The organism is Ectobacillus antri (assembly GCF_003852715.1).
Lineage (GTDB): Bacteria > Bacillota > Bacilli > Bacillales > Bacillaceae_G > Ectobacillus > Ectobacillus antri.
The window spans coordinates 96,505-122,713 of sequence record NZ_RIAV01000005.1 but is presented as its reverse complement, the minus strand read 5'-3'; the positions used below and the strand labels follow the sequence as shown (position 1 = coordinate 122,713).

The 26,209-nt window shown below is 41.5% G+C and carries 23 protein-coding genes; 12 read left to right on the top strand and 11 right to left on the bottom strand.

What is annotated here, in order from left to right; all coding sequences use genetic code 11:
* Positions 1-13 precede the first annotated feature (13 nt).
* Entirely contained in the window at positions 14-682 is a 669-nt protein-coding gene (locus EEJ45_RS07360; RefSeq protein ID WP_124564155.1) for an RsfA family transcriptional regulator, read from the bottom strand.
* Between the two features lie 557 nt (positions 683-1,239).
* On the opposite strand from EEJ45_RS07360, the gene EEJ45_RS07355 reads away from it, so the two are divergent.
* On the top strand, positions 1,240-1,464 hold the full coding sequence (locus tag EEJ45_RS07355; RefSeq protein ID WP_124564154.1) for a YuzB family protein: 225 nt from the start codon (positions 1,240-1,242) through the stop codon (positions 1,462-1,464).
* Between the two features lie 75 nt (positions 1,465-1,539).
* Positions 1,540-2,847, top strand: a complete 1,308-nt coding sequence (locus tag EEJ45_RS07350) for an HD domain-containing protein (protein ID WP_124564153.1) — start codon at positions 1,540-1,542, stop codon at positions 2,845-2,847.
* A gap of 24 nt (positions 2,848-2,871) precedes the next feature.
* Here the strand turns inward: EEJ45_RS07350 and EEJ45_RS07345 are convergent, their stop codons facing one another.
* Positions 2,872-3,252, bottom strand: a complete 381-nt coding sequence (locus EEJ45_RS07345; RefSeq protein WP_245999850.1) for a 2-hydroxymuconate tautomerase — start codon at positions 3,250-3,252, stop codon at positions 2,872-2,874.
* Here EEJ45_RS07345 and EEJ45_RS07340 point away from each other — a divergent pair.
* Both EEJ45_RS07340 and EEJ45_RS07335 read left to right on the top strand, forming a co-directional pair.
* Positions 3,175-3,843: a site-2 protease family protein gene (locus EEJ45_RS07340; protein ID WP_124564151.1), complete on the top strand. Its 669-nt coding sequence runs from the start codon at positions 3,175-3,177 to the stop codon at positions 3,841-3,843. The two genes, EEJ45_RS07345 and EEJ45_RS07340, sit on opposite strands and share 78 nt — an antisense overlap.
* A 15-nt stretch (positions 3,844-3,858) precedes the next feature.
* The gene (locus EEJ45_RS07335; protein ID WP_124564150.1) at positions 3,859-4,368 is read left to right on the top strand and encodes a YwhD family protein; all 510 of its coding nucleotides are present in this window, start codon (positions 3,859-3,861) and stop codon (positions 4,366-4,368) included.
* Between the two features lie 217 nt (positions 4,369-4,585).
* Here EEJ45_RS07335 and EEJ45_RS07330 read toward each other — a convergent pair whose 3' ends face one another.
* Together EEJ45_RS07330 and EEJ45_RS07325 are read right to left on the bottom strand one after the other, a co-directional pair.
* The gene (locus EEJ45_RS07330; RefSeq protein WP_124564149.1) at positions 4,586-6,637 is read right to left on the bottom strand and encodes a transglycosylase domain-containing protein; all 2,052 of its coding nucleotides are present in this window, start codon (positions 6,635-6,637) and stop codon (positions 4,586-4,588) included.
* Positions 6,638-6,773: 136 nt separating this feature from the next.
* Positions 6,774-7,505, bottom strand: a complete 732-nt coding sequence (locus tag EEJ45_RS07325; protein ID WP_124564148.1) for a glycerophosphodiester phosphodiesterase — start codon at positions 7,503-7,505, stop codon at positions 6,774-6,776.
* Between the two features lie 408 nt (positions 7,506-7,913).
* Between EEJ45_RS07325 and EEJ45_RS07320 the strand changes: the two genes are divergently transcribed.
* On the top strand, positions 7,914-8,432 hold the full coding sequence (locus tag EEJ45_RS07320) for a carbohydrate ABC transporter permease (protein WP_124564147.1): 519 nt from the start codon (positions 7,914-7,916) through the stop codon (positions 8,430-8,432).
* Positions 8,405-9,316, top strand: a complete 912-nt coding sequence (locus EEJ45_RS07315; RefSeq protein ID WP_124564146.1) for an ABC transporter substrate-binding protein — start codon at positions 8,405-8,407, stop codon at positions 9,314-9,316. The genes EEJ45_RS07320 and EEJ45_RS07315 overlap by 28 nt, the downstream gene beginning before the upstream one ends.
* A gap of 194 nt (positions 9,317-9,510) precedes the next feature.
* On the opposite strand, the gene EEJ45_RS07310 is transcribed toward EEJ45_RS07315, so the two are convergent.
* The 3 genes from EEJ45_RS07310 to EEJ45_RS07300 form a co-directional block, all read right to left on the bottom strand.
* Complete coding sequence (locus tag EEJ45_RS07310; RefSeq protein ID WP_124564145.1) at positions 9,511-10,710, bottom strand: Ger(x)C family spore germination protein; 1,200 nt, start codon at positions 10,708-10,710, stop codon at positions 9,511-9,513.
* On the bottom strand, positions 10,707-11,807 hold the full coding sequence (locus EEJ45_RS07305; RefSeq protein ID WP_124564144.1) for a GerAB/ArcD/ProY family transporter: 1,101 nt from the start codon (positions 11,805-11,807) through the stop codon (positions 10,707-10,709). The genes EEJ45_RS07310 and EEJ45_RS07305 overlap by 4 nt, the downstream gene beginning before the upstream one ends.
* Positions 11,808-12,051: 244 nt before the next feature.
* On the bottom strand, positions 12,052-13,608 hold the full coding sequence (locus EEJ45_RS07300; protein WP_245999849.1) for a spore germination protein: 1,557 nt from the start codon (positions 13,606-13,608) through the stop codon (positions 12,052-12,054).
* 235 nt (positions 13,609-13,843) lie between these two features.
* Here EEJ45_RS07300 and speE point away from each other — a divergent pair, with 235 nt between their 5' ends.
* From speE to EEJ45_RS07275, 5 genes are all read left to right on the top strand, one after another.
* Positions 13,844-14,671: a spermidine synthase gene (gene speE / locus EEJ45_RS07295; RefSeq protein ID WP_124564231.1), complete on the top strand. Its 828-nt coding sequence runs from the start codon at positions 13,844-13,846 to the stop codon at positions 14,669-14,671.
* Positions 14,672-14,725: 54 nt separating this feature from the next.
* Complete coding sequence (gene speB / locus EEJ45_RS07290) at positions 14,726-15,607, top strand: agmatinase (protein WP_124564143.1); 882 nt, start codon at positions 14,726-14,728, stop codon at positions 15,605-15,607.
* 162 nt (positions 15,608-15,769) lie between these two features.
* Positions 15,770-16,210: a YwiB family protein gene (locus EEJ45_RS07285; RefSeq protein WP_124564142.1), complete on the top strand. Its 441-nt coding sequence runs from the start codon at positions 15,770-15,772 to the stop codon at positions 16,208-16,210.
* A complete protein-coding gene (gene argS, locus EEJ45_RS07280; protein ID WP_124564141.1) occupies positions 16,207-17,877 on the top strand; it encodes an arginine--tRNA ligase in 1,671 nt (556 codons plus the stop codon). The genes EEJ45_RS07285 and argS overlap by 4 nt, the downstream gene beginning before the upstream one ends.
* 65 nt (positions 17,878-17,942) lie before the next feature.
* Complete coding sequence (locus EEJ45_RS07275) at positions 17,943-18,254, top strand: hypothetical protein (RefSeq protein ID WP_124564140.1); 312 nt, start codon at positions 17,943-17,945, stop codon at positions 18,252-18,254.
* A 409-nt stretch (positions 18,255-18,663) separates the two neighbouring features.
* Here EEJ45_RS07275 and map read toward each other — a convergent pair whose 3' ends face one another.
* The 4 genes from map to cls all read right to left on the bottom strand — a co-directional run bounded on the left by map (position 18,664) and on the right by cls (position 23,706).
* Positions 18,664-19,449 carry a type I methionyl aminopeptidase gene (gene map, locus EEJ45_RS07270; protein ID WP_380018334.1) on the bottom strand — a complete coding sequence of 262 codons (786 nt, stop codon included), beginning with the start codon at positions 19,447-19,449 and terminating at the stop codon, positions 18,664-18,666.
* Between the two features lie 50 nt (positions 19,450-19,499).
* A complete protein-coding gene (locus EEJ45_RS07265; protein WP_124564138.1) occupies positions 19,500-21,449 on the bottom strand; it encodes a sensor domain-containing protein in 1,950 nt (649 codons plus the stop codon).
* Between the two features lie 98 nt (positions 21,450-21,547).
* On the bottom strand, positions 21,548-22,501 hold the full coding sequence (gene uvsE, locus EEJ45_RS07260; protein ID WP_124564137.1) for a UV DNA damage repair endonuclease UvsE: 954 nt from the start codon (positions 22,499-22,501) through the stop codon (positions 21,548-21,550).
* 11 nt (positions 22,502-22,512) lie between these two features.
* Positions 22,513-23,706 (bottom strand): cardiolipin synthase, encoded by a 1,194-nt coding sequence (gene cls, locus EEJ45_RS07255; protein WP_124564136.1) that lies wholly within the window; start codon positions 23,704-23,706, stop codon positions 22,513-22,515.
* Positions 23,707-24,028: 322 nt separating this feature from the next.
* On the opposite strand from cls, the gene EEJ45_RS07250 reads away from it, so the two are divergent.
* Positions 24,029-26,110: a (Fe-S)-binding protein gene (locus tag EEJ45_RS07250; RefSeq protein ID WP_124564135.1), complete on the top strand. Its 2,082-nt coding sequence runs from the start codon at positions 24,029-24,031 to the stop codon at positions 26,108-26,110.
* Positions 26,111-26,209 lie beyond the last annotated feature (99 nt).

Here is a 26,209-nt window from a genome sequence, read left to right as displayed (position 1 = left end):
TTGTAATGAATTCTTACTCAGCAATCTTCTCGAGGTTGCCGTTACGATCCATTCGGAAGCTTGTCGCAGAGCGTTCTTCGTCTTCAATCAACGCAATCTGACGCGCGCGATTCATAATCTTTAAGATGGTTTCGTAGTCTTCTTGAATCGTTGTAGACTGCTGTTCCATTTGATTGATTTTATGTGCAAGCTCTTGATTTTGTCGAGTGAGTTCGGCTGCTTCGCGTTTAAGTCTCTCATTCTCTTTCTGCAATGCTTCGGCTTTGGCTCCGCTACCACCGACTGTTTGTAAAAACTCGATCACATCGGACATTGTAAGCTGCCCGCCAGAGTAGCGCTGCATTGCAGGTACAGTTTCCTCAAAGCTTTCGATATCTTCATCAATCGGTGCGGTAAAGGCCGGTACTGGCGGATTATATAGCAATCGTTTTTTCGCTTGCTCGCCGCTTGCTGCTCTCATTCTCTCTTTTCGATGCTTTTTGGCCATTTGCAGGGCCTGATCGTATGTGTAGCGAACAACAGCATTCCAGCGAAATCCGCATGCAGCAGAGGTACGATTCAATTTATCTCCCACTTCTTCGAATGCATTTAACTGTGTACTACCCTCACGAACATGGCGCAAAACGGTCTCTGCAAGCAACAAATCGTCTTCTTCAGTCCAAGCATCTTGTCTTACTTTCATAGATTCATCTCCCTAGTTCATCGGATTTATAATTTACTATTTTTAGAATGGACAAAATCCGTATGATTTATACAAACCTTTCATAAAAATGGTAGATTACTCTGCGCTACTTGCATGACATCTAAAAGAAAGGTACAATACCTTTTGTATTATCTCCAAGATGCAAAAATAAACACCTGCAATTTTGTTGATACAAACCAGATATGATATAAAGTACATGTGGTTCTTCTGACATATGGATGATCAAGAAACGAAAACGCCGCCCATTTTCTTTTTTATCTAGGCTCTGTTAAAGTTTGTTGTTGATTTCCGTTACGGGGGGTCGCTTTCTGCGGGCGGACAGGGATCTTCCTCAGCGCTACGTGCCTGCGGGGTCTTCTTTTGACTTGCTTTTCCCGCAAGAGTCTCACCCCTTCACTCCAATCAATTAATGCAAATGATTAACAGTAGGTTTTAACACAGCCTTTATCTAAAAAGACTGTTGGTTTTCTACTTGTACCGCTATAAATTGTAAATACTATGTAGTAAAAGTTTGTGATAGAGAAGGGATGTACAATATGGGAAATGAATTTCGTGTATGCGATGATTGTCAAGCAACGAACTTGAAAACATTGCTACCGCGCCTGAAAAAGGTGGATGCGGATGCTGATATTAAAATCGGTTGTCAGTCATATTGCGGACCAGGACGTAAAAAATCCTTTGCATTTGTTAACAATCGTCCGATAGCAGCACCAAATGAGGACGAGCTCATCAAAAAAATTGAAGACAAGCTAGGTAAATAATACGAAGCACTTCTTATACAAAAGAAGTGCTTTTTGTATATAATAGATATATCACAGCCTAAAGGAGGGCGTTCCTTGGTATATACAAACGGCAAACTTGACGAAAAAAAGGTGTTTAAAGACCCTGTACATAAGTATGTCCAAGTTCGTGATAAAGTCATCTGGGATTTAATCGGAACATCGGAATTTCAAAGACTGCGCCGCATTAAACAGCTCGGTACAACCTTTTATACATTTCACGGTGCTGAACAAAGCCGTTTTAATCATTCTTTAGGTGTGTATGAGATTGTGCGCCGCATGATTGATGATGTATTTGACGGCAGACCGCAATGGAATGCGGAGGACCGCTTGCTTTGCTTATGTGCCGCGCTTTTACATGATTTGGGACATGGACCATTCTCGCATTCGTTTGAGAAGGTATTTCACTTAAATCATGAAAAGTTTACACAGCGAATTATTTTAGGAGATACCGAGGTCAACCGCGTGTTGCGCCGTGTCGGTTCGGATTTTCCGCAGCGCGTATCTGATGTTATCGCAAAAACTTCTGATAATAAGTTAGCTATCAGTATGATTTCTAGCCAGATTGATGCTGATCGAATGGATTATTTGCTTCGTGACGCGTACTTTACAGGTGTTAGCTACGGCAATTTTGATATGGAGCGTATCCTGCGTGTAATGCGCCCTCAAGGTGATCAAGTAGTCATTAAAGCGAGCGGTATGCATGCGGTAGAGCATTACATTATGAGCCGTTATCAAATGTATTGGCAAGTATATTTCCATCCTGTCACACGAAGTGCGGAAGTGATTTTAACAAAAATTTTGCATCGGGCTAAGGCTTTGCACAGTCAGTACTACACTTTTAAATATGAACCTGCTCACTTTTACTCGCTGTTTGAGGAAGAGGTGACACTTGAAGATTACCTAAAATTAGATGAAAATATTATGTATTACTATTTTCAAGTGTGGCAGGAGGAAGAGGACAGTATTTTGCGCGATTTATGTCGCCGCTTTATGAACCGTAATCTGTTTAAATACGTCGACTTCACTGAAAAACAACATGGCTTGAATAATTGGGTGGAATTAAGTAGCTTATTCAAAAAGGCAGGGATCGATCCGGAATACTACCTTGTGGTGGACTCAACATCGGACTTACCTTATGATTTTTACCGTGCAGGTGAAGAGGAGGAACGACTTCCAATTTTATTGCTTATGCCAAATGGTGAGCTTCGCGAGCTATCAAGGGAGTCTGATATTGTTGAAGCGATAACAGGCAAAAAACGCACAGACCAAAAACTGTTTTACCCGCATGATTTAATTTATGAAGATAGTAAAAAGGGAAAAGTGAAGGAGAAGATTATTTCTTTACTGGAAGGAAAAGGATAAGGCGCGCATAGCGCGCCGGTGCTTCTACTCGTCGCTTAGACGCTTGCCGCCTACTGCGTAGTGGTTTTTAGACATTTCTTCAATAAACACAACAATCTTATCAGCTGTTGCACCTGTTGTTTCACTTACTGCGGCAGTGACTTTCTCTGCTAGGGCTTTCTTTTGCTCTTCAGTGCGACCTTCTAGCATTTTAACCGTTACGTATGGCATATGTATCGCTCCTTTGTATGAAATTACAATCTTATTATAACGAATTTGGAGCGCTTCCACCCAAGAAAATGTATGATATAGATAAAAATAAGTATATTGAAATAGAGGAGATGAAGAATGGAACACTTTTTCGCATATCCGCTTCAAGATATCCCGTTGGTTTTGCTGGCGCTTGCGGCGGCTTTGTCCGTCCATGAGTTTGCCCATGCATATGTAGCATATAAATTTGGAGATCCGACAGCCCAAAAGCAAGGACGTCTCACATTATCGCCACTTGCGCATTTAGATATTGTCGGAACGCTGGCCATTTTACTGCTTGGCTTCGGTTGGGCAAGACCTGTGCCGGTGAACCCGTATTTCTTTAAAAAACCGCGTCTTGCCGGTATTTTGGTTTCTGTTGCTGGTCCTGTCAGCAACTTAATACTCGGCACAATCGGTTTAGCAATTTGGTATGCGTTAATTAGCTTTGGCGTGGTAGATATGGTACCGGAATCTGTGACAGAAACATTGTCGCGCTTTTTTAACATCTTCATTGTATTAAATATTGTGTTGTTCGTGTTCAATCTGTTGCCACTTCCTCCGTTGGATGGCTATCGCATTGTGGAGGACCTCATGCCGACGAACATCCGCGCTAAAATGACACAGTTTGAAAACTACGGTATTATTATTTTCTTGATTTTAGTTGTAACACCACTTGATCAATATACAATTCAGCCCATTTTTAATGTTGTTGTACCAAACATTCTAGATACATTACAAAGCTTACTGGCACCGATATTTGGATAATAGGAGGTTTTACGTATGGAAGAACAACCAAAGAAAAAAGCAATTGGTTTCAATATTATTAAAGATGATTCTACAAGCGGTCACGGGGGCTTTGGGGTTGGAGCGCTTAGCCTTGAAAATATGTCACCTGTCTTTGTAGATGTGGAAGAGGGCATTGCTTTCGTTGATATGGGGGCCATGCATGCGCGCAGCGTGGTAGAAAAAGGTATTAAATTTTTGCCAACGAAAAGCGAAGTGCCAAATGGAAAGCCATATTGGCTTGTATGGGTAACAATCGAGCGGTTACCAGAAGGTCCTTATTATGCGGGGGTAACAGCCTGTGAAATGACGGTTGACCGCGAAATCCGCCGTGGTTATAAATCATTGCCGGAGCACGTAAACAAGATGGATAAATCCTTAAAACGTCACATCATGGTTGATTATATGGATGAAAAGTCCAAGAAGGTACTCAGGGAATTCCTACAACAGCACGATGCAGGCATGTGGGAGAGATCAAAGGAAGAACTAAAACAGGCCCTTGCCTAAGTAGATGTGCAGAGAAGAAATACGAGAGTAACTGATTTGATGGCTTGGTTTTATAAGGCGGGATTACGTCTTAGGTTTTCGCTCTTCTTTCTGTCTAAAAAAGCTTGTTTTCTTGCCTTGTGAAAAGATAAGATTTCCAGTAAACTAAAAACGAACCTATCTACACGAAAAACTAGGACAACAAAAGGTCTCCGCAGCTTTGCGGGGACCTTTTGTACTACCATGGCATGTATCGCTTCCACCAGCCGTTTTTCGCATCTTCTTTCGCTTTAATTTTCATGCTGTTAAAGTCTTCTGTACCATCGAGATGCTCCATGCAGTGATCTGTTGGCTCTGTTCCTTTTACAAAATACATTTTTACTTTGACCGGGCAGCCCTTGGTTGCAATTTTTCCATTTTGCGGGTTGATATCAAGGGCGACAGTCCCCGATGTTTTCACAAAAGGTTCTTCCGGCTCCTCTGCTAGGCCTTCTTCCATGATTTTGGCCCATATTTCTTTTGCATAGCGCTGTTCAGTGACGTCTGTTAGTTCTTTCTCACGATCGTAGCCGGTCCAAACCCCCGTAACGAGCTGAGGTGTAAAGCCAATCATCCAGCTGTCTGTTTTTGTTGACCCAGATTTGCCCGCATATGGCCGCGATAGCTTTCCTGCAATTGTCTGACCAGTAACGCTCGCATAACCACTCAGCTTTTTATTAAACATGCCTGTCATCATTTCAGCTACAACAAAGGCATTATCTTTATTTAAAACTTGTTTGTTTTTCACGTGTGTATCGTATAAGACAGTGCCATCTTTATCGAGGATGCGTCGAATGAAAATTGGCTTAATTTGCTTACCACCATTGGCAAGCATACCGTAGGCGTTAATGATTTCAAGCGGTTTTACAGGCTCGCTGCCGAGCGCTAACGACGGGATTTCTTTCATCTCACTCGTAATTCCAAATTCTTTTGCGGTTTTTACGAGTTTATCCATTCCTAAAAACATGTGCGTTTTGACGGCATATACATTATCTGAGACTGCCAGAGCCTGCGCCATCGTGACAAAATCCTCAGCATAATAGTTCTTATAATTGGTTGGTTGATAGGTTGATACGCCATCCGACAAGGAAAAGGTTGTATATTCGCTCTTTAAGCGTGTCGCCGGTGTAAAGCCTTGTTCTAGGGCTGCATAATATAGAAGCGGCTTTATGGTTGAACCCGGTTGTCTATATGCTTGTGTGGCGCGGTTGAATTGACTTCTTTTATAGTCGCGTCCACCGATAAGAGCCTGCACTTCACCTGTTTTAGGGTGCATGGCAACAATAGCTGTCTCAAGCTCTGTAGAACTTGGAATCATAGAGGCAGCTTGTTCCGCAATTTCTTGTAGCTTTACGTTTAGTGTGGTATAAATTCGAAGCCCGCCGCGTTCTAATGTTTGCTCGTCCATATGCAAATCGTTGGCGAGAGCCTGCTGGACGGCGTCTTGAAAGTAAGGGGCTATTTCTAATGCTTCCTGCGGCTTCAATGGTTGCAGCTTTAGTTTTTCAGCTCCTGCCGCATCTTCTTGCTGCTGTGTGATGAAGCCCTGCTCATGCATTTGGGAAAGAATGAGCTTTTGTCTTTGTTTTGCACGATTTTCGTTCAAATAAGGAGAGTAGTAGCTCGGTCCTTTTGGAATTCCGGCAAGCATGCTGGCTTCTGCTAAAGTCAAGTCTTTTGCATGCTTATTAAAATATAAGCGCGAGGCTGCCTCGATGCCATAAGCGCCGTGCCCATAATAGATGGTATTTAAATAGCCTTCTAATATCTCAGCTTTATCATAGTTTACTTCTAGACGAATCGTATAAAGAGCCTCCATCAACTTGCGCTTCCACGTTTTATCATGACTTAAATATAAATTACGAGCATACTGCTGTGTAATGGTACTCGCACCCTGTACCATCGCCATTGCTTTTAAATCGGCGATAGCTGCGCCTGCAATCCTCTTTATATCAAACCCGTAATGATCATAAAAGTGCTGATCTTCAATTGCTAGTGAAGCTTCTCTTACAAAAGGAGAAATATTTTCAAGAGAAACCCAATGGCGGTTCTGTCCGGTATGACTTTGTCCAATAACAGAGTCATCATTTGCATAAAATACTGTCGTTTGCGGAACAGAAACGGGCGGCGGCCCTGCAATTTTCGCGCCGATAATAAATAAGGAAATCCCTGTGGCGATGATAATTGAAATGGTTACGCTTATAATAACAAATGCACGAATATACTTGGCTTTATTTGCAATTAGTTCCATAGGAGACCCCCAAAGTACTTTTTTAAAAGAAAATATAGAGTCACAGCACGTGAAGCTTCCGCTTTTCTTATTATTGGGAGTTTAGGGTGTTTTTAAACGAACTTTATCAACTAGAAAAAACAAACGGAAGCCCTAGTCAGGACTTCCGTTTGTTTAGTAAAGAAAATGCTCGCTCGGGCCAGTCTGTAATAATGACATCCACGCCAAGGTCAATCATAGACTGTAAATCTTGTGGCTGATTAATTGTGTAAGGGCGTAGTGGATAGCCTTGTTGCCTTGCCTCTAAGACAAACTCGGGAGTTAGTAATCTGAAATTTGGGTGAAGCCCGTGCGCTTGGTAGTTGCGGGCTTGCTGAAGCGGATCCTCCAGCGGGTGATGGTACAAAATAGCGCGTTCAATATCAGGGGCTAAATCGCCCAGCATACCGACCGATTCATGGTTAAACGATGATAAAATAACGCGCTTTTCCATATTGTATTCCCGTACTAGATGAATAACCTTTTGTTCCAAATTCGTATAGCGAATCATATCATTTTTCAACTCAATATTTAAAAGCAGGGTATTGCCGTGCATCCAGTTCAAAACTTCCTTTAAAGAAGGAACATGCTCTCCATTAAAACCGAAGTAGCTTCCAGCATCGAGCTTTTGTAATTCGTTCAGCGTTTTTTCACAAACAAGCCCGCTTCCATTCGTTGTTCGATCTAATGTTTCGTCATGAATGACCACAACCTCGCCGTCTTTGGATAAGTGAACATCTAGTTCAATACCGTGAGCACCCACGCGTTCTGCTTCACGAAAGGCAATCATGGTATTTTCCGGATGTGTTCCTTTTACACCGCGATGCGCAAAAATAAGGGGTCGGTTCATATAAAAAGCTCCTTTCTACCTGTATGTTAATTTTGGGGATCTTTTAAAGTTCATTGTTGCTTTCCGTTACGGGGGTTACGCTTTCCGGGGTCTCCTTTTGACTCGCTTTTCCCGCAGGAGTCTCATCTCCTTCACTCCAATCAACATTAGGTTTTAGAAAAGCCAATCTTTAAAACCTAAGGTTGCGTTAAGCCACACACATCGTCCGTATACCTCTCCTATCGAAAAAGAATGTCAGTTTCATCATTATGAAGAACTTTATATAGAAACACAATGAAGTTTACAAAAATTTACACAATTTTACATAGAAGAAGGAAAATTCATCAATCTTTAGGAGAATCATACAAATTCTTAATAATGAATTGCTATACTCGTGTTTGTTGAGAAAATAAGCAAGGGGGTTTACGGATGCAAGGAAGTACGGTGACGGATAAACGAGCCGTCAAAGCAAAATCACATAAACAAACAGTAAATATAAAGCGGCTGTTTAAGCACTTAGAACCTTATATCTATTTGCTGCCTGCATTTTTAATTTTCTTCTTATTTGTTTACTATCCTTTTTTTAAGACGATTGTAACTAGTTTTCAGCTGACAAATATTGCGGGAAAAGCGGTGGAATTTGTAGGGTTGAAAAACTATAAAGAGCTGTTTCTTTCACCGGAATTCCATAACAGCTTGCTTGTAACAGTAACATTTGTTGTATTGATGTGTGTGCCTGCGATCCTGGGTGGTTTAGGCCTTGCACTGTTGGCGCAGCAAAAGCTGAAAGGTATCGGAGCTATCCGCATGATGTATGCCATGCCGATGGCAGTTTCTACCTCCTGCGCTGCGGTGATTTGGACGATGATGTATCACCCGAGTATTGGAGTTGTCAATTACATATTAGGCAAGGAAATTCCATGCCATTTAACTCTTCTACTCCGTTAGTTTATTACAACAAAACAGCCTTTAAAGAAGCTGGTTTAGATCCAGAAAAAGGCCCGAAAAACTTTGATGAGCTCATGGAATACTCTCAAAAGCTTACAAAGAAAAACGGTGATAAAACAGAGCGTCACGGCTTTGCATTGGCAACATATGGATGGTTTTTTGAACAGCTCCTTGTAAAACAACAGGCCAATTATGCAAACAGCCAAAATGGCCGCGCAGATAAAGCAACAAAGGTTGATTTTGATACAAACGGAGCGGGTTTGAAGGTCTTTGAATCTTGGAAAAAGCTATATGATACAGGAGCAGTTGTAAATTTAGGACGTAAAACAGATGAGACAAAGAGTGCTTTTATTGCCGGCAAAATTGCGATGACAATGGATTCTACGGCTGCACTAAAAGATATTATGAACGGTGTGGGCGGCCGTTTTGAAATTGGAACAGCTTACCTGCCGGCAGTTGACGGTTCTAAAAACGGTGGTGTTTCTATTGGCGGTGCATCACTGTGGGTCATGGATAAAAAGGATAAAGAGAAGCAAAAGGCTGCTTTTGAGTTTATTAAGTTTATGGTATCTCCTGAGCAACAAGCATTTTGGAGCAAAAATACAGGCTACTTCGCTGTAACAAAAAAAGCGTACGATTTACCTGAATTAAAAGAACACCTACAAAAGTTTCCCCAATTCCAAACAGCTATCAATCAACTTCATGATTCACCCAAAACAGCTACAGGTGCATTGCTTGGTGTGTTCCCTGAAGCACGTCAAACGATTGAGCTGAATCTAGAAAAAATGATTCAAGGTCAGTCCACACCTGAAGGCGCTATGAAGGATGCTTCAAAAACGATTAATGATGCAATTGCAAATTACAATAAAATCAATGTGAAATAGAATTCATGTCAACCGAGGTATCCCTAAACTAAACGGGATACCTCGGTTAATTGTGAACCACTATACTAGCTATATTGTAAGGTGCGGTTCCTCTGATGCTGCTAATTGATACTTGTTGATTAGAGCGAACACATATAAAGGGAAACGAAACAACAATAAAATTTAACAGAGACATACGAACAAAGCCCGGATGCTTATTTTGCATCTTTTAAGGGGCTTTGGATGGTAATGCCTGTATGTTGAATATGCGTTTTAGGGTGCAAATATACCTTTATTTCTCGAAATCCTTTTGCATTCCAGTTGTTTTTGAGTTTTTCCCACTCAGTAGGGTGTGTGCGATAAATTAAATCACCAAACCCAAAAATATCTGTTCCATAACGGTGAGCTTTTGTAATAGCTGCATGTGAGACATATTTTACACGATGATTAAACTTATCCTCTAATCGTGCAATGGTTGCCCTCTTGCTTATGTCTATTTTACATCCAACCTCCGCTACGTTTCCTTCTATATCAAAGTAAATGTGAATAGATGGCTTCCCTTTCTCCATACGAACCTTAATATGTGATTTGGCATGAATGACCTCGATGTTAACCCATTCCTTTTTATTGCACGCTACAGCGCCCACAGTGGAATGGACTTTATTCGTAATATAATTATAGCCCTTGCTTTCACTTTCATTTAACCAGCCGACTAAGCGATCTTTTCGAAAGATGGCTACGCTATCCAAATGTAATATGGCATTTGGTAACACTCGATTTGCATTTTCATTGCTTGCTCCATGTTTAGTAGAGCCTTCTACTTGTATACCTGTGAGAACAGGTTCTTTTCCAGCTCTTGTAATATCGCGAACTAACTCATCCATCTTTATCGCTGTCGTAGGTGCCCAGTATCTTTCTGACATCTCCAAAGAACGAAAAATTTTATTGGCAGGAATCTTTTCAATAGGACTCATAATGCTTAGTATCGTTCGTGCTGATTGTTCTCTGGAAATTAACACGTAAAAATCCTTCCGCAATTCTGGATCACGCATGAGAAATTCTAAAATATTGCTGATGCCCTGCTCGCGCGCTAAAGCTTCTGAAATGACCATTAAACGAAGGTGGGCAAAATAAATTTTTCGTGGCGTTTCTTTTGTTAATCTTCTAATCGCTTCAAAAATAGTCTTTCCAGATGTGGAGTAAGTTGTGACAGGGGAGCGATTACTACTGCCCCCTTGTGCAGAAATGGCGCTTGGGTTGACAATTTGGATAGAGATATTATAAATATCATCTTTCTTATCGATTGCCAAAGCAAGTGCAATTCCCATGTCATTTAGTTCTTTTTTACTGCTACATCCCGTTAAGCTGCATGAAAGAAACAAGAGGCAAGTTATACATAGTACGACACGGTTCATTCTGTATCCCTCACAGTTTTATCACTAGATGACGAGGGCTTGCGCAGTAACAGTAGAACGGGAAGTATAAATCCTGTTACAAATGCATAGAATGGCCAAACTTTGGCACTAAACCAGATGAACATCACATTTGGGCTCATCGTAATGGAATAAATCAGTATAATAACTGCCAGTGGAATGATAAGGTAGCTGTATAACTGTAGCTTAAGTATGTCACCGAGCAGTGTAACACTAGCCCAAAATGTGATAGCAATTTTCAAAAATAAAGAGATAAACCATAAAACAGCCATAATAGCTTCAATTCGCTCCAAAAAATAAGCCAGTTTAATATGCTTTGCCAGCTCGTAGCTTGGATAGAGAAAGGTGCTGGTTAATTCTGTGCTCATTACCAGAATGCTTTGCAGTGTGACTGAAACTAAGATGAGACCGCCAAATAAGGAACCTAATATAAAAGGTTTTTTGAGACTCGCTTGTGTTTGCACGAACGGCTGCAAAACCAAAAAGACAGAGAGTTCAAGAAAAGGGAAACCAGTAAACGAAATGACGCCCTTTGTAATATCTTTGTATGCGAGTGGAAATAGAGGGAGCATATTTCGGTATTCTATCTCCGGTGTAACCAGAAAAAATAGTAATATAAATAAAATGAGAAAAACGGGAAATAAGAGTTCGCCAAATCTACTTAAGGAAGTTAAGCCAAGTTTAGTGGCGTACACGATGAGTGACATGAGAACAATGTGAATTTGCATAATCGGTGTTTCTGTCAAAATTTGTGTAGTCATAAAGTCGCCCATATCACGCAAAACAAGAGCGGTCAAAATCATGAAGAAGACAAGGTAATACACACCGAATAGAGCTCCAAGCCAATTTCCATATAAATTGCGTGCATATGTCACTAAAGAGGTTGTACCTTGCCTTGCACCTAACGTGGTATATAGCAACGATAATAAAACACCTACTCCTAAAGTAATGATACCGGCAATCCAGCCCTGTTGCTGAGCGGTAGAAACCAATGTAGAAGGGGTAAGTAAAATAGAGCTACCTATAGTGAAAAAGAATACTAAGATGAAAAATTGATAGCGGTTTATTTGTGCATGCAATGCAAATCACCTCCTTAGTTAAGTAACCCATAAATCCAATTTGCAACAGGCATGAACATATAATTAATGAGCACCAATGGGTTAGGTATAGGGATTTTTAATATATATAAGATACTTAATCCGAAAGCGAGAAACATAAGGAAGCTAAATATATATAAATCAGAAAACCTTTTCTGTTTTCGTAAAGAAGAGCCTTCTAGTAGGAATGCAATGATGAAAAAAACAATTACGATGATAAATTTGGTCATGTTTCATCTCCTTGTTTTGTAGCCGTTCTAATTTCATTTTGTGAATGAAACATTTTAGGCCGCTTGTGCATCGCCCATCTTGGTAATCGTAAAAACGTATCTTGCTGATCATTTCTATTAAACGGGGCAAGCGGTGACATATAAGGGACACCGAAGGATTGTAAATGACAAAGATGCAGCAAGACGGCAAATAAACCTACTACTATGCCGAACAAACCAAATGATGCACCGAGCAGCATCAGGATGATACGCAGAATTCGTTGCGGAAACGACATAGCAAAGTCCGGAGAAATAAAGGTTGTTAGGGCTGTAATGGAAATCACAATGACCATAGCAGGTGACACAAAACCTGCCTGTACGGCAGCTTCTCCGAGAACAAGCGCACCTACGATAGAAACGGCGTTACCAATCGCGCGAGGCATACGGATGCCAGCTTCACGTAAAATCTCAAACGTAAATTGCATTAATAAAGCTTCTATGAAAGCAGGAAATGGAATGGCATCTCGCTGCGCTGCAATGCTGATGAGCAGGGTGGTAGGAAGCATTTCTTGGTGATATGTGGTTAGCGCAATATAAAGTGCTGGTGCCAAAAGTGTAATGAAAAAGCAAGCAAACCTAAGCATACGCAGCATGCCATAATCGCCCCGGTTATAATAATCTTCGGCAGCTTGGAAGAATTGAATAAATACAGCAGGTGCCGACAATACGTATGGCGTACCGTCTACAAAGATTGCGACCTTTCCTTCAAGAAGATCAGCCGCAATCACATCTGGGCGCTCTGTATTGAACATGGTAGGAAAAATCCCTCTCTGTTGATCCGCAATAAACTCTTCAATATAACCGCTCTCTAGAATCGAATCGGTCTTGATTTGCTTCAATCGTCTTCTAACCTCGTTGATAATGTCCTCATTGGCTAAATTTTTGACATACATTATACAAATAGCCGTCTTGGTGACATCACCAATTTCCATTCGCTCCGTCCATAAGTTTGGATGTCTAATTCTTTTTCGAACAAGAGCAATGTTTGTCACTAATGTTTCATTGAATGCTTCCTGCGGACCTTTAATAACAGTTTGATTCTGGGGCTCACTCACCGTTCTGTGCTCTATTCCATTCGTATCAATCGCAATCCCTTTAGGGATACCTGCTATAATAAGAACGGAATGACCAACCAAAAGGGATGATAGTGCTTCTTGTGCGGTCAGCAATTCTTTTGTGGAGCCGATGGGAATGCGGCTTTCTACTAATAATTGCTCCAAGTAATCCGCTACTGAAACGCTCATCAAGTATTCCAGGAGATTTCTAATAGTTTGTTGATTAGCAAGACCTTCCGTATAAATGAACAAGAAAGATTGGGGATTTATATGGAAGGTTTTATAGATAATATCAGCACTATTGCCAGTTGCTTTTTGAAGCAGACTGGCGTCATGGCTTATATCGCCGGTCAGCAATTGCGTTTCGGACAGCTCTTCTTTGAGAGGAATCGGTACCTCAAACGCTTTGCTTTGTTGTTTTTTCATTTGGGAAAAGCGCTGTTTTTTCTTTTCAGGCATGGTTATCTCCACATTTTGTACAAATATATTTCCCTTAATTTCCCCCTTTTCATTAGAGATTATGTGAGGGGGATTTGTATATAATGTGAGAAGTATATAAGGAAGAATGTCGAACTTTGTAAAAACTTTATCTTTTTTTCACAATTTAACTATACATTTTTTATGATTTGTTTTATTTTGTATAGGGAACATTAAGTTTCGTACACATTACGAAGAGAAAGGCGTGATTAAACAAATGGGATTATGGTTTACTGAAAAGCAAACTGAGAACTTTGGTATCACAATTAAAATCAACCGCACTTTACATACAGAGCAAACTGATTTTCAAAAGCTTGATATGGTGGAGACAGAGGAGTTCGGTAACATGCTTTTATTGGACGGCATGGTCATGACTTCTCAAAAGGACGAATTCGTATATCATGAGATGGTAGCGCACGTACCTTTGTTTACGCATCCAAACCCTGAAAACGTGCTTGTAGTAGGCGGCGGCGACGGCGGTGTAATTCGTGAAGTATTAAAGCACCCAAGCGTGAAAAAAGCAACGCTTGTTGAAATCGACGGCAAAGTAATTGAGTACTCTAAAAAGTACTTGCCTGAAATCGCGGGTGAGCTTGAGAACCCACGTGTTGATGTCAAGGTTGACGACGGCTTCATGCACATTGCACAAAGCGAGAACGTATATGATGTAATCATGGTTGACTCCACTGAGCCGGTAGGTCCTGCGGTGAATTTGTTCACAAAAGGCTTTTATTCCGGTATCTCCAAAGCGCTTAAAGAAGACGGTATTTTTGTAGCCCAAACGGACAACCCTTGGTTCACACCTGAATTGATTACAAAGGTATTTAAAGACGTAAGCGAAATCTTCCCAATTACTCGTCTTTACACTGCAAACATCCCAACGTACCCAAGCGGTCTTTGGACGTTTACAATGGGTTCTAAAAAGCATGACCCACTTGCGGTGAGCGAAGAACGCTTCCATGAAATCGAAACAAAATACTACACGAAAGAGCTTCACAAAGCAGCATTCGTGTTGCCTAAATTTGTAGGCGATTTGATTAAATAATGACGAAAGAACGCCTTGTAAGAGGCGTTCTTCATACATAAGGAGGAATGTACTATGCGTTTTGACGAAGCATATTCTGGTAATGTATTTATTAAAAGTCATCCAAACTATGAAGAGTCCGAAGCAGTAATCTACGGTATGCCGATGGACTGGACAGTAAGTTTCCGTCCGGGCTCCCGTTTTGGTCCTGGTCGCATTCGCGAGGTATCCATTGGTCTGGAAGAATACAGCCCCTACATGGATCGTGAGCTAGAAGAAGTAAAGTACTTTGACGCAGGTGATATTCCCTTGCCGTTCGGAAACGCACAGCGTAGCCTTGATATGATTGAAGAGTACATCGACGGTTTATTGGCTGATGGCAAATTCCCAATCGGTCTTGGCGGTGAGCATTTAGTATCCTGGCCGGTTATTAAAGCAATGTACAAAAAGTATCCGGACCTTGCGATTATTCATATGGATGCCCACACAGATCTTCGTGATAACTACGAAGGCGAGCCATTATCTCATTCCACGCCAATTAAAAAAGCGTGTGATTTGATTGGTCCTAAAAACGTATACTCCTTTGGTATCCGCTCTGGTATGAAGGAAGAATTTCAATGGGCAAAAGAAGTGGGTATGAACTTATTCAAGTTCGATGTACATCAGCCACTTAAGGAAGTATTGCCAAAGCTTGCAGGTCGTCCGGTATATGTAACAATTGATATTGATGTACTGGACCCTGCGCACGCACCTGGTACAGGTACGCTAGAAGCAGGCGGTATTACATCGAAAGAGCTTCTTGCTTCTTTGGTTGAGATTGCAAACTCTGACGTGAAGGTTGTTGGAGCTGACTTAGTAGAGGTTGCGCCTGTATATGATCACAGCGAACAAACACCCATAGTCGCAAGCAAAATCATTCGCGAGATTATTCTTGGTTTGGTTCAAAAAAATAAATAATGCATGTCTAGCTAACCCCTCTCTTTTTTCATAAAAAGAGAGGGGTTACTTCGTTTTTTACAAGACGACTGGACTTTTTTTTGGTATGATGAAAAAAGTGTGTTTTAAAATAAAGTACTTATGCTGAAGATGAACGTATATGCAAAAAGGATGTGCAAGCACGTGGACAAGCAAACGAATGGTGTGCCGGTGCATGTAAAATTTGTAACGCAAATTCGTGACGGCGCGCGCAAGGAAACTATTGCATTTGACACAAATGGTCTATACTATGAAAAAGGTCAAAGCACGTACCTGACATTTGAAGAGCCAAATGAGCAGGGACAGGTAAGAACCATTGTGAAAATACAAGATGAGGTAGTACGCATTATGCGCTCTGGCGCTCTTTCCATGCGACAAATGCACGTAAAGGGAGAAAAAACAGAAGGCGTATACGAAAGTGCCCTCGGTACCTTTCGATTGGAGACGAAAACAGACAACGTTCAGCTCGAATGGTCGGAGAAAACGAGAAAAGGACAGTTGTTTTTAACATATGCCCTGCTTCTAAACGGAAGCGATGCGGGTCGCTATACGATTACGATTCAATTTAAGGAGGAGACAAAATGAACTCTTTGGAACAAATTAAAGAATTATTAAAAGAAGAAATAAAAGCAGCGGTTATCAAAGCAGGCTTGGCAACAGAAGAACAAATGCCAAACGTGGTGCTTGAAGTGCCGAAGGATAAAGCGAACGGTGATTTCTCTACAAATATGGCGATGCAACTTGCACGCGTAGCGAAAAAAGCTCCTCGCATGATTGCGGAAGAGCTAGTACAAAACATTGACCAAACAAAAGCATCTGTAGAAAAAATTGATATTGCCGGACCGGGCTTTATCAATTTCTACATGGACAACAGTTATTTAACAGATTTGATTCCTGCCATTTTACAAGCGGGAGAAGCATATGGCGAAACAAATACCGGTCAAGGTCAAAAGGTACAGGTCGAGTTTGTATCCGCCAATCCGACAGGCGATCTTCACCTCGGTCATGCACGCGGCGCGGCAGTAGGAGATACACTTTGCAATATACTTGCAAAAGCTGGCTATGATGTATCACGCGAGTATTACATTAATGATGCTGGTAACCAAATTCATAACTTGGCCCTTTCTGTGGAAGCACGCTATATGCAGGCTTTGGGTATAGAGAAAGAAATGCCAGAGGACGGCTACTACGGAGAAGATGTTATTAATATCGGTAAAACATTGGCAGCTGAGTTTGGGGACCGCTACGTGAACGCAGATGAAGAAGAGCGTTATAACTTCTTCCGTGAATACGGTTTAAAATACGAATTAGAAAAGCTGAAAAAAGACTTGGAAAGCTTCCGCGTCGGTTTTGACGTATGGTATTCAGAAACGTCTCTATACAAAAATGGTAAAATTGATGAAGCCCTTGCAGATTTGAAAAAGAGCGGTGAAATTTATGAGCTTGATGGTGCGACATGGTTCCGTTCCACAACATACGGTGATGACAAAGACCGCGTATTAATTAAGCAAGACGGATCTTACACGTACTTAACACCAGATATCGCGTATCACCGCGATAAAATTGAGCGCGGCTTTACAAAGCTGATTAACATTTGGGGTGCGGATCACCATGGTTACATCCCGCGTATGAAAGCGGCAATTCAAGCGCTTGGTCATGACCGTGATACACTTGAAGTTGAAATCATTCAAATGGTGCAGCTGTATCAAAACGGTGAAAAGATGAAGATGAGTAAACGTACAGGTAAAGCAGTTACGCTTCGTGAATTAATGGAAGAGGTTGGCGTAGATGCGATGCGTTACTTCTTCGCAATGCGCAGCGCGGATTCTCACCTTGATTTTGATATGGATTTGGCTGTGTCTAAATCCAATGAAAACCCAGTCTACTATGCACAATATGCGCACGCACGCGTATGCAGCATTCTGCGCCAGGGCGAGGAACTTGGTTTACCGGGAGAAGGAGAAATTAATTATAAATTGATTAATTCTGAAAAAGAATTTGACTTGCTTAAGAAAATGGGTGATTTCCCGGCTATCGTGGCAGATGCAGCGCAAAAGCGCATTCCGCATCGTATGACAAACTATGTGTTTGAATTAGCGTCTGCACTTCACAGCTTTTACAATGCTGAGAAGGTGCTAGACCGCGAAAACATGGAGAAGAGTCAAGCGCGCTACGAGCTAATGAAGGCTGTACAAATTACACTGCAAAACGCATTAAAACTAATTGGTGTTTCTGCGCCGGAGAAAATGTAAATATACTAGTAAAAAACGCTTCGTTTCTGCAAACGAAGCGTTTTTCTTACAAGGAGGCGCTGTGCATGTATTTGGATGTTCAGAGACTTCACAAACAATCGTACGAAGACGGATATCAAATGGGAAATGCCATTCCGTCACAAACCGCATTGCACGACTATGCGGTAAAGCTTCGTTTTTTACGTCGCAAGTCATTTGAGGAAGGATGGTCTTGGCAAGTTAAAGAAGACATATATGTGGATATTTTACGGATGTGCTACCGCAGAAAGTGCTCACCACCGCTTTTCCTACTAGAACGCGACTCAGGTTATTTACATCATTATTTTCTGCGTTACTTAGAGGGGCTTGAACAAGTCGTAAAAGAAAGAGAAACATAAAACGGCCGATAGGAGAGGAAATTGGCCGATAGAAGGTGTAAAACGGCCGATAGGAGAGGGAATTGGCCGATAGAAGGTGTAAAACGGCCGATAGGAGAGGTGAATTGGCCGATAGAGAGGTAAGTTTGGCCGATAGGAGAGGTGAATTGGCCGATAGAAGGTGTAAAACGGCCGATAGGAGAGGAAAACGGCCGATAGGAGAGGAAAACGGCCGATAGGAGAGGAAAACGGCCGATAGGAGAGGAAAACGGCCGATAGGAGAGGAAAATGGCCGATAGAAGGTGTAAAACGGCCGATAGAAGGTGTAAAACGGCCGATAGAAGGTGTGAAATGAATGAAATAGCCCTAAAGCCTGTGAAGTGAGCAGAAATTTATGAAAAAAGTAAAGGAAGAGCAGCTGCTCTTCCTTTTATAATTGCGTTAAAATAATAGGTTCGCCTTTTGTCACTACGACAGTATGTTCACATTGTGCCACTAGACTTTTGTCTGGCGTTACAAATGTCCAGCCGTCGCCAGATTCAATAATATGGTTGGCACCTGCGGAAACGAATGGCTCTATCGCGAGAACCATGCCGTCTTTTAGTAGCATATTATCCATCGGGTCGAAGTAGTTTAAGATATGCTCAGGTGCCTCATGCAGGCTTAAACCAATGCCATGCCCAGTTAAATTTTCAATAACATTAAAGTTATTTTTTCTAGCTTCATTCATAACAGCGCGGCCGATTTGATTTTTACGTGCGCCAGCTTTGGTTTTCTTCATCGCCGCCCAAAACGCATCTACAGCAGCTTGACATAGACGCTCTTTTTCTGGGTCATTGCCAAGCACAAACGAAATACCTGTATCGGCATAGTAACCGCCAAGTGTAGCTGAAATATCAATGTTTACGAGGTCGCCCTCTTGGAGCACGCGGTCACCAGGGATACCGTGCGCCACCTCTTCATTCACGCTGATGCATGTTACGCCAGGAAAATTATACTCTTTTTGGGGCGCGGATTCAGCACCATGCTCATCTAGTACACGCTTGCCGATTAAATCGAGCTCTTTCGTTGTCATGCCCGGTTTTGCGGATGCTTTCATTTCTTCGCGTGCCAGCGCAACAATGCGGCCGATTTTGCGAAGACCTTCTAAATCTTGCTCATTGCGAATAATCATTATGACACTTCCTTCTTCTCTGTCCTGACATGATAGTATCATTTTTCCCGAATTCGTTCAAAGTTTTCATGGCAACAAAAAAGGAAGCTCGTTTATCCATAGTGAGCTTCCGACTTTTGTAAAAGAGCTATAATTTCCGTTTCAGGAATAGGTTTGCTGATATAGAATCCTTGAATATGATCGCAATCTTGTTTCTCTAAAAACTGCCACTGTACATTTGTTTCAACGCCTTCTGCGATTACAGTTAACCCTAGATTTTTAGCCATCATTACAATTGAAGAAATAATAGCTTCCTCTTGTCTACTGGTTCCAATTTCTCGAATAAATTCACGGGCAATTTTCAGCGTATGAATCGGATACTTTGTTAAGTAAGATAAAGAAGAGTAGCCAGTACCAAAGTCATCAATGGAAATTTGTACGCCGAGCTCTTTTAATTGATGTAATTTTTTAATAACCTGCTCTTCTTTCTTCATCGCAATGCCTTCTGTAATCTCAAGATCCAACAGGTGCGGCGGCAACTTTGTTTCCTTTAAAATATGGGCAATTAAGCCTACTAAATTTGATTGATTAAATTGTAAGGGAGAAAGGTTTACGCCAACCTTTAACTCGTATCCTCCATCCCTCCAGGTAGCTGCTTGTTTACAGGCAGTTCGAATAATCCACTCACCCATTGGTATAATCAATCCTGTTTCTTCAGCAAGTGGAATAAAAGAAGCCGGAGAAACGAGCCCAAGCTTTGGATGGTGCCAACGAAGCAGTGCTTCAAATCCAACAATGCGTTTTGTCGCGAGATCGACCTGGGGTTGATAATGCAGCACAAGCTCTTCATTTTGAAGCGCTTTGCTTAGCTCACCCTCTAGGAAATGCTTTTCATCCTCTACATCACTCATTTTGGCCGCATAAAACATATATTTATTTTTACCACTTGCTTTTGCGCGGTACATGGCGATATCTGCATGCTTCATCAATTTTGTTACGTTTGTACCGTGAGAAGGATACATGGCAATACCAATACTTGGTGTAATTTTTAGCTCGTGACCGCCTATGTATACGGGTTCGTTCAACAACTCCATAAGCCGCTCAGCGACAAGTGCAGCACTTTTTTTAGAGAACACATCTGTAAGCAATACGGTGAACTCATCACCTCCCTGCCGTGCAACGACGTCCTTAGAGCGCAGTGCACTGGCCAATCGTTGACCAATCTCAATTAGCAGCAAATCGCCTACATCGTGTCCGAGACGATCATTAATTTTTTTAAAGCGATCTAAGTCGATAAATAAGACAGCGACCATCGTTTCTCTTTTTGTTGCCAGCTTCATCGCCTCTTCTAAGCGCATTTCAAATTGCCGCCTGTTTGCGAGCCCTGTCAGTGCATCATGAAATGCCATATGCTCAACCTGCTGCTGTTTTTCTTTTAACTCCGTCATGTCTTTCGCAATACCATACATACCAATGCACTTTGTACCAAGCATGGTAGGTATGAAGGTAACTTGCAGATGTGTTTCATTAAATAAAATATCAAAGGTTTGTGGCTTGCCGCTTTTGGCATGGCGAATGGCATCTCTTACCACGTGTCTGTATGGATCTGTCACGTAATTTAAGAGTGGTCGCCCTGCCAACTCTTTATGAGAGTAGTGGAATATTTTGGTGCAAGAAACATTCATTGCTTGAAAGTTTCCGCTTGTATCAAGAGAAAACACAGCATCTGGATGATTTTCAAATAATGTTTTATAGTGAAGTTCATTTTTGGCCAGCGCTTGTATACCTTCATTTATCTTATCTTCAAGCCTCTCCTGTAAGGATTGATATGTAAGGACGAGTGTCCGATTTTCTCGCCACATATAAAATTGGCGAAAGCAAAGTACAATACACAGAGCGAGTAGCACAAATTGTGGATATTGATGCGAAGCTGCATTTGTAACAATATCGTGTAACAAAATAATAATGACTATATACGGAAGAAAAAAGCGAAGGTAGTGGCGATTGGTAATATATTTATGCGAAGGGATATCATCTGCCATTTGTGATTGAAATTGTTCCATATAATCGTCTCCTTGAAAAATCACAGTTGTATTCAAATTTTATTACAAAAATGTAAATATAACGTTAATTAAATATTATGATTTTATTGAAAGAGACGCTATACCTCAAAGGTAGCGCCTCCTACTCGTTTGAATCCTCTTATTTTCGCCATTTCATCCATCAGTTTCAATAACGCTTTGTCCTTTGCTTTGCTTTCAATCATTACATCAAAATCTTTACCGTATGCTTTAGCGACTTGAAGAAATGGCTTAATGAATTCCAAATCTACGTAATCAGCATGTGCACGAAATTCTTTTTCAGATTTAGGAGAAGAAAGATGAACCTTAGGAGGCAGGTCAACATGATTCCACGTAGCAAACACGTCTGGCCATAATTCTTCCGCTGTTTCTTCTCCGGGGTTGGCAAGATGATGGTGATAGTCGAACACAAGAGGGATTCGTTGTGCTTGGCATACGCCTAACGTTTCTTTGGTTGTATATGTTTTGTCATCATTTTCAAGTGTCATATGATGCTTCACATGTACCGGTAATTTTTTTATATTATGGTGAAAGCGCTTGATTGCCTTTGTTTTATCACCATAAGCACCGCCTACGTGAATATTTAAAAAACCGTTCTCCTCTACACCCATTACTTCAAGAAGTTCATAATGATAAACCATATCTAGTACTGCATTGTCTGTGATATGGGGCTTATCGCTTGTGAACAGTGTAAATTGATTGGGATGAAAGCTAACGCGCAGGCAATGTTTATTAATCAGAGCCCCGAGTTCCTCCCACATATCCCGGAATAAATCGAGGTAGGGAAAGTCTACTTCCGGGTGCGTAGCGAGCGGTACGATAGAGGAGGACATGCGGTATAGCGGGATATCATGGGCAATGTTATAATGTATGGTTCGCATCGTATGCATAATATTTTGCCGGATGATATTATACAGTCTCTCCTCGCGTTCTTGTTTTTCAAGCTGCTTCCAGCGTGTAAAGGTCATGGTCTTGGCGGGAGAGCAATCCCATAGTGATAGGGCATGGGATACATAGCCGAATCTAATTCTCATAGCGGGCTCCTTCACAGAAAAAATGCGATGATGCTGGCAAACCATTCCTTGCATCGTTGCCAAAATGTCGGATTTGAAATGTCGGTTAAGGAAAGTAGGCGAGAGTTCTCTAGGTCTTGATCTACTTCCTTTTTAACTGTTTCTAGAAAAGGTGAATCATACATAATACAATTAATTTCATGATTTATATATAAGCTTCGTAAGTCAAAGTTTGCAGTTCCGATATCACAAATACGACCGTCAACGGTTACGATTTTGGCGTGAAAAAAGCCGTCTGTAAATTCATAAATGACGCATCCTGCACGAAGCAACTCTCTGAAATAAGGAAGCTTAGCTTCTTTCACCAGTGGATGATCTGCGCGTTCCGGTACTAAAATCGTTACGCGAACACCGCGCTTGGCAGCGGCGATCAACTCCCGAAGTAGCTTGCGACCTGGGATGAAGTAAGGGGTTCCAATATATAGGTCGTGCTGAGCCTCTTGGATAAGTTCCAAAAATGTGTGCTGGAGGTATGTACCGTCTGTTGGTATAAACCGATGCTTTGTCTTTCCTTTTTGCAGAGGTGGAAAGTATGTGTCTTCCTTTGTTAAGTCTTCTCGCGTTTCATCCCGCCAATCATGCAAAAACTGCATTTGCAAATCCTGCACACCTTCCCCAACTACCCGCAAATGATAGTCACGCCATTTGCCGAGCTTAGGGTCATGTCCCAAATATTCTTCGCCGATATTAAAGCCACCGATATACCCGATGCTGCCGTCAATAATGGTAATTTTACGATGATTACGCTGATTAATAGAATATAGCAAGTAAGGAAAGCACGGATTATGACAAAAAGAAAAATGAACACCACTTGCGCGCAGCGCCTGAATACTCGCCTTAGAAAGGTGATGGCTTCCAATTCGGTCTAACAGCAAGCGCACCTCTACGCCTTCTTCTGCCTTTTCTTTGAGAATACGTAAAAACTTCTGACTAACCTCATCATTATTTACAATGAAAAATAAAATATGTATATGCTGTTGCGCTTGTCTTATATCTAGAAATAACTGATCGTATAAGGTTTGGCCATATGTATACAGTTCAAAGTCGCTATAACGATAAGGAAACGACCGACTCTTGGCGCGCCGCACCTGCGCGCGCCGCCCTAGCTTTAAATCTAGAGTAATCCACACAACAACAAGAACGAGGAAGAGAAGGATATAACGCATAATGAGCTCCTCCTTTGATAGGGAAAGAGATAGAATAACAGCTATTATTTTGTGCAATTGTTATTTTTATATCCGTAAGAACAGGAAGATGGCAGTTGTTTATATAAGCTTTTGTGAAATGATGCTGTTTTCTTTGCTAAGGAGTTTCTATATAAAAAATTATTTTGTTATATAACAAAAACTGTTGACTGAATGTTCATTCATAATATAATAAAGGTAGGTAAAAATTCAGAACATTTATTAGTTTCAAAATGTTTAAAAAGGAGTTACAATTATAGTAATTCCTCAAATTATTTCTATGTGTGCAGAGAGGGGATAAAGCATGAACATCTGGCTTCTTGTGAATTGGCTGGCTTTTCTCGCAATTACGGGTTATGGGGTATACCTGTTTGTATACTTACTTTTAACGAGAACCGCCTACATCAAGTTGGGGAAAAAGATTGAATTTGACAACAAGATTAAAGAACGTTTAGAGCTTGTGAAGGTTAATGTATTTGGACAGAAAAAGCTTCTAAAAGACAAAAAGAGCGGTATTATGCACGTGATGTTTTTTTACGGCTTTATTTTAGTACAGTTTGGGGCAATTGATTTTATCTGGAAAGGTCTGGTGCCGGGCTCTCATTTGCCGCTTGGTCCTTTATATTCGGGCTTTACATTCTTTCAAGAAATTGTCACTTTACTCATTTTAGCTGCAGTATTGTGGGCATTTCATCGCCGTTATATTGAAAAATTGGTGCGCTTAAAGCGCAATTTTAAAGCAGGTCTTGTTCTTATTTTCATCGGTGGTCTTATGCTTTCGGTATTGATCGGAAACGGTGCAAGCATCATCTGGCACGGACATGAGTTATCTTGGAGCGAGCCGATTGCATCCGCTATTGCGTTCTTGCTTTCTGGCATTGGTGAAACGGGCGCTATTGTGATTTTTTACATTGCTTGGTGGATTCACCTTGTTATTTTATTAACGTTTTTAGTATACGTGCCTCAATCGAAGCACGCTCATTTAATAGCTGGTCCTGTAAACGTTTTCTTTGGACGCCTTAGCAATCCAGGCAAGCTTGAGAAAATCGATTTTGAAGATGAATCACAAGAATCCTTCGGGGTTGGTAAAATTCAAGATTTTAAGCAAAATCAGCTCATTGATTTGTACGCTTGCGTAGAGTGCGGTCGTTGTACAAATATGTGTCCAGCAACAGGTACAGGAAAAATGCTGTCGCCAATGGATTTAATTTTAAAACTACGCGATCATTTGACAGACACAGGTGCCGCGGTCACATCACGTACACCGTGGGTACCAGCGTTTGCGTTCGCCAGCACACAAGGTAATCAGCTAGCGATGGCAGCGGGACAGCAGGAATCAGCAGCTGCGTTGGCGTACAGCCCAAGCTTGATTGGCGAGGTTATCACTGAAGAAGAAATCTGGGCTTGTACAACGTGCCGCAATTGTGAAGATCAATGTCCAGTTATGAACGAACATGTTGACAAAATTATTGACCTGCGCCGTTATCTTGTACTAACAGAAGGCAAGATGGATGCGGATGCACAGCGTGCGATGACAAATATCGAGCGTCAAGGCAACCCTTGGGGTCTAAACAGAAAGCAACGCGAAACATGGCGCGAGGCGCGTGAGGACGTTCATATTCCAACGGTGAAGGAAATGTCCAAAGCAGGTGAGGAATTTGAATATCTATTCTGGGTTGGCTCTATGGGTTCTTATGATAATCGAAGCCAAAAAATTGCGCTTTCTTTCGCGAAGCTGATGAATGAAGCGGGGATCAAGTTTGCAATTCTCGGCAATAAGGAAAAGAACTCCGGTGATACGCCGCGTCGACTTGGAAATGAATTTTTGTTCCAGGACCTCGCTGTGAAAAACATTGAAGAGTTTGAAAAAGCGGGCGTTACAAAAATTGTTACAATCGACCCGCATGCTTATAACATCTTTAAAAATGAGTACCCAGACTTTGGTTTACAAGCCGAAGTTTATCATCATACAGAACTGTTGGCACAGTGGGTACAAGAAGGAAAGTTGAAGCCAACACATGAAGTGAATGAAGTGGTCACATACCATGATTCTTGCTACCTTGGTCGCTACAACGAGGTATACGAAGCGCCTCGTACTGTATTAAAAGCGATTCCGGGCGTGCGTATTGTAGAGATGGAGCGCAATCGTGAAAAAGGAATGTGTTGCGGAGCGGGCGGTGGTCTGATGTGGATGGAAGAACATTCAGGTACACGTATCAATGTCGCGAGAACTGAACAAGCCTTAACGGTGAATCCATCTGTTATTAGTACTGGATGTCCATACTGTTTGACCATGATTAGCGACGGAACAAAGGCGAAGGAAGTGGAAGAATCCGTTCAAACGCTTGATGTGACAGAAATTCTGGAAAAATCAGTAGTTGGGTAAAGAATTCACACAACTTAAGAAGAAAAGAGGTGCAGACTGCACCTTTTTTCGTCGCAACGAAGCTGAGCGAGCGTTCATCTCATGATGAGCCTTGTGTAT

Coding starts and splice junctions, on each gene's coding strand:
- EEJ45_RS07250 (WP_124564135.1), top strand. CDS start 24,029: ATGAACATCTGGCTTCTTGTGAATTGGCTGGCTTTTCTCGCAATTACG.
- map (WP_380018334.1), bottom strand. CDS start 19,449: ATGATACTATCATGTCAGGACAGAGAAGAAGGAAGTGTCATAATGATT.
- EEJ45_RS07325 (WP_124564148.1), bottom strand. CDS start 7,505: ATGAACCGACCCCTTATTTTTGCGCATCGCGGTGTAAAAGGAACACAT.
- EEJ45_RS07300 (WP_245999849.1), bottom strand. CDS start 13,608: ATGCCTGAAAAGAAAAAACAGCGCTTTTCCCAAATGAAAAAACAACAA.
- EEJ45_RS07310 (WP_124564145.1), bottom strand. CDS start 10,710: ATGAACCGTGTCGTACTATGTATAACTTGCCTCTTGTTTCTTTCATGC.
- EEJ45_RS07320 (WP_124564147.1), top strand. CDS start 7,914: ATGCAAGGAAGTACGGTGACGGATAAACGAGCCGTCAAAGCAAAATCA.
- EEJ45_RS07330 (WP_124564149.1), bottom strand. CDS start 6,637: ATGGAACTAATTGCAAATAAAGCCAAGTATATTCGTGCATTTGTTATT.
- EEJ45_RS07360 (WP_124564155.1), bottom strand. CDS start 682: ATGAAAGTAAGACAAGATGCTTGGACTGAAGAAGACGATTTGTTGCTT.
- uvsE (WP_124564137.1), bottom strand. CDS start 22,501: ATGAGAATTAGATTCGGCTATGTATCCCATGCCCTATCACTATGGGAT.
- cls (WP_124564136.1), bottom strand. CDS start 23,706: ATGCGTTATATCCTTCTCTTCCTCGTTCTTGTTGTTGTGTGGATTACT.
- speE (WP_124564231.1), top strand. CDS start 13,844: ATGGGATTATGGTTTACTGAAAAGCAAACTGAGAACTTTGGTATCACA.
- EEJ45_RS07275 (WP_124564140.1), top strand. CDS start 17,943: ATGTATTTGGATGTTCAGAGACTTCACAAACAATCGTACGAAGACGGA.
- EEJ45_RS07265 (WP_124564138.1), bottom strand. CDS start 21,449: ATGGAACAATTTCAATCACAAATGGCAGATGATATCCCTTCGCATAAA.
- EEJ45_RS07355 (WP_124564154.1), top strand. CDS start 1,240: ATGGGAAATGAATTTCGTGTATGCGATGATTGTCAAGCAACGAACTTG.
- EEJ45_RS07345 (WP_245999850.1), bottom strand. CDS start 3,252: ATGGACGGACAAAGCCGCCGCAAGCGCCAGCAAAACCAACGGGATATC.
- speB (WP_124564143.1), top strand. CDS start 14,726: ATGCGTTTTGACGAAGCATATTCTGGTAATGTATTTATTAAAAGTCAT.
- EEJ45_RS07335 (WP_124564150.1), top strand. CDS start 3,859: ATGGAAGAACAACCAAAGAAAAAAGCAATTGGTTTCAATATTATTAAA.
- EEJ45_RS07340 (WP_124564151.1), top strand. CDS start 3,175: ATGGAACACTTTTTCGCATATCCGCTTCAAGATATCCCGTTGGTTTTG.
- argS (WP_124564141.1), top strand. CDS start 16,207: ATGAACTCTTTGGAACAAATTAAAGAATTATTAAAAGAAGAAATAAAA.
- EEJ45_RS07315 (WP_124564146.1), top strand. CDS start 8,405: ATGCCATTTAACTCTTCTACTCCGTTAGTTTATTACAACAAAACAGCC.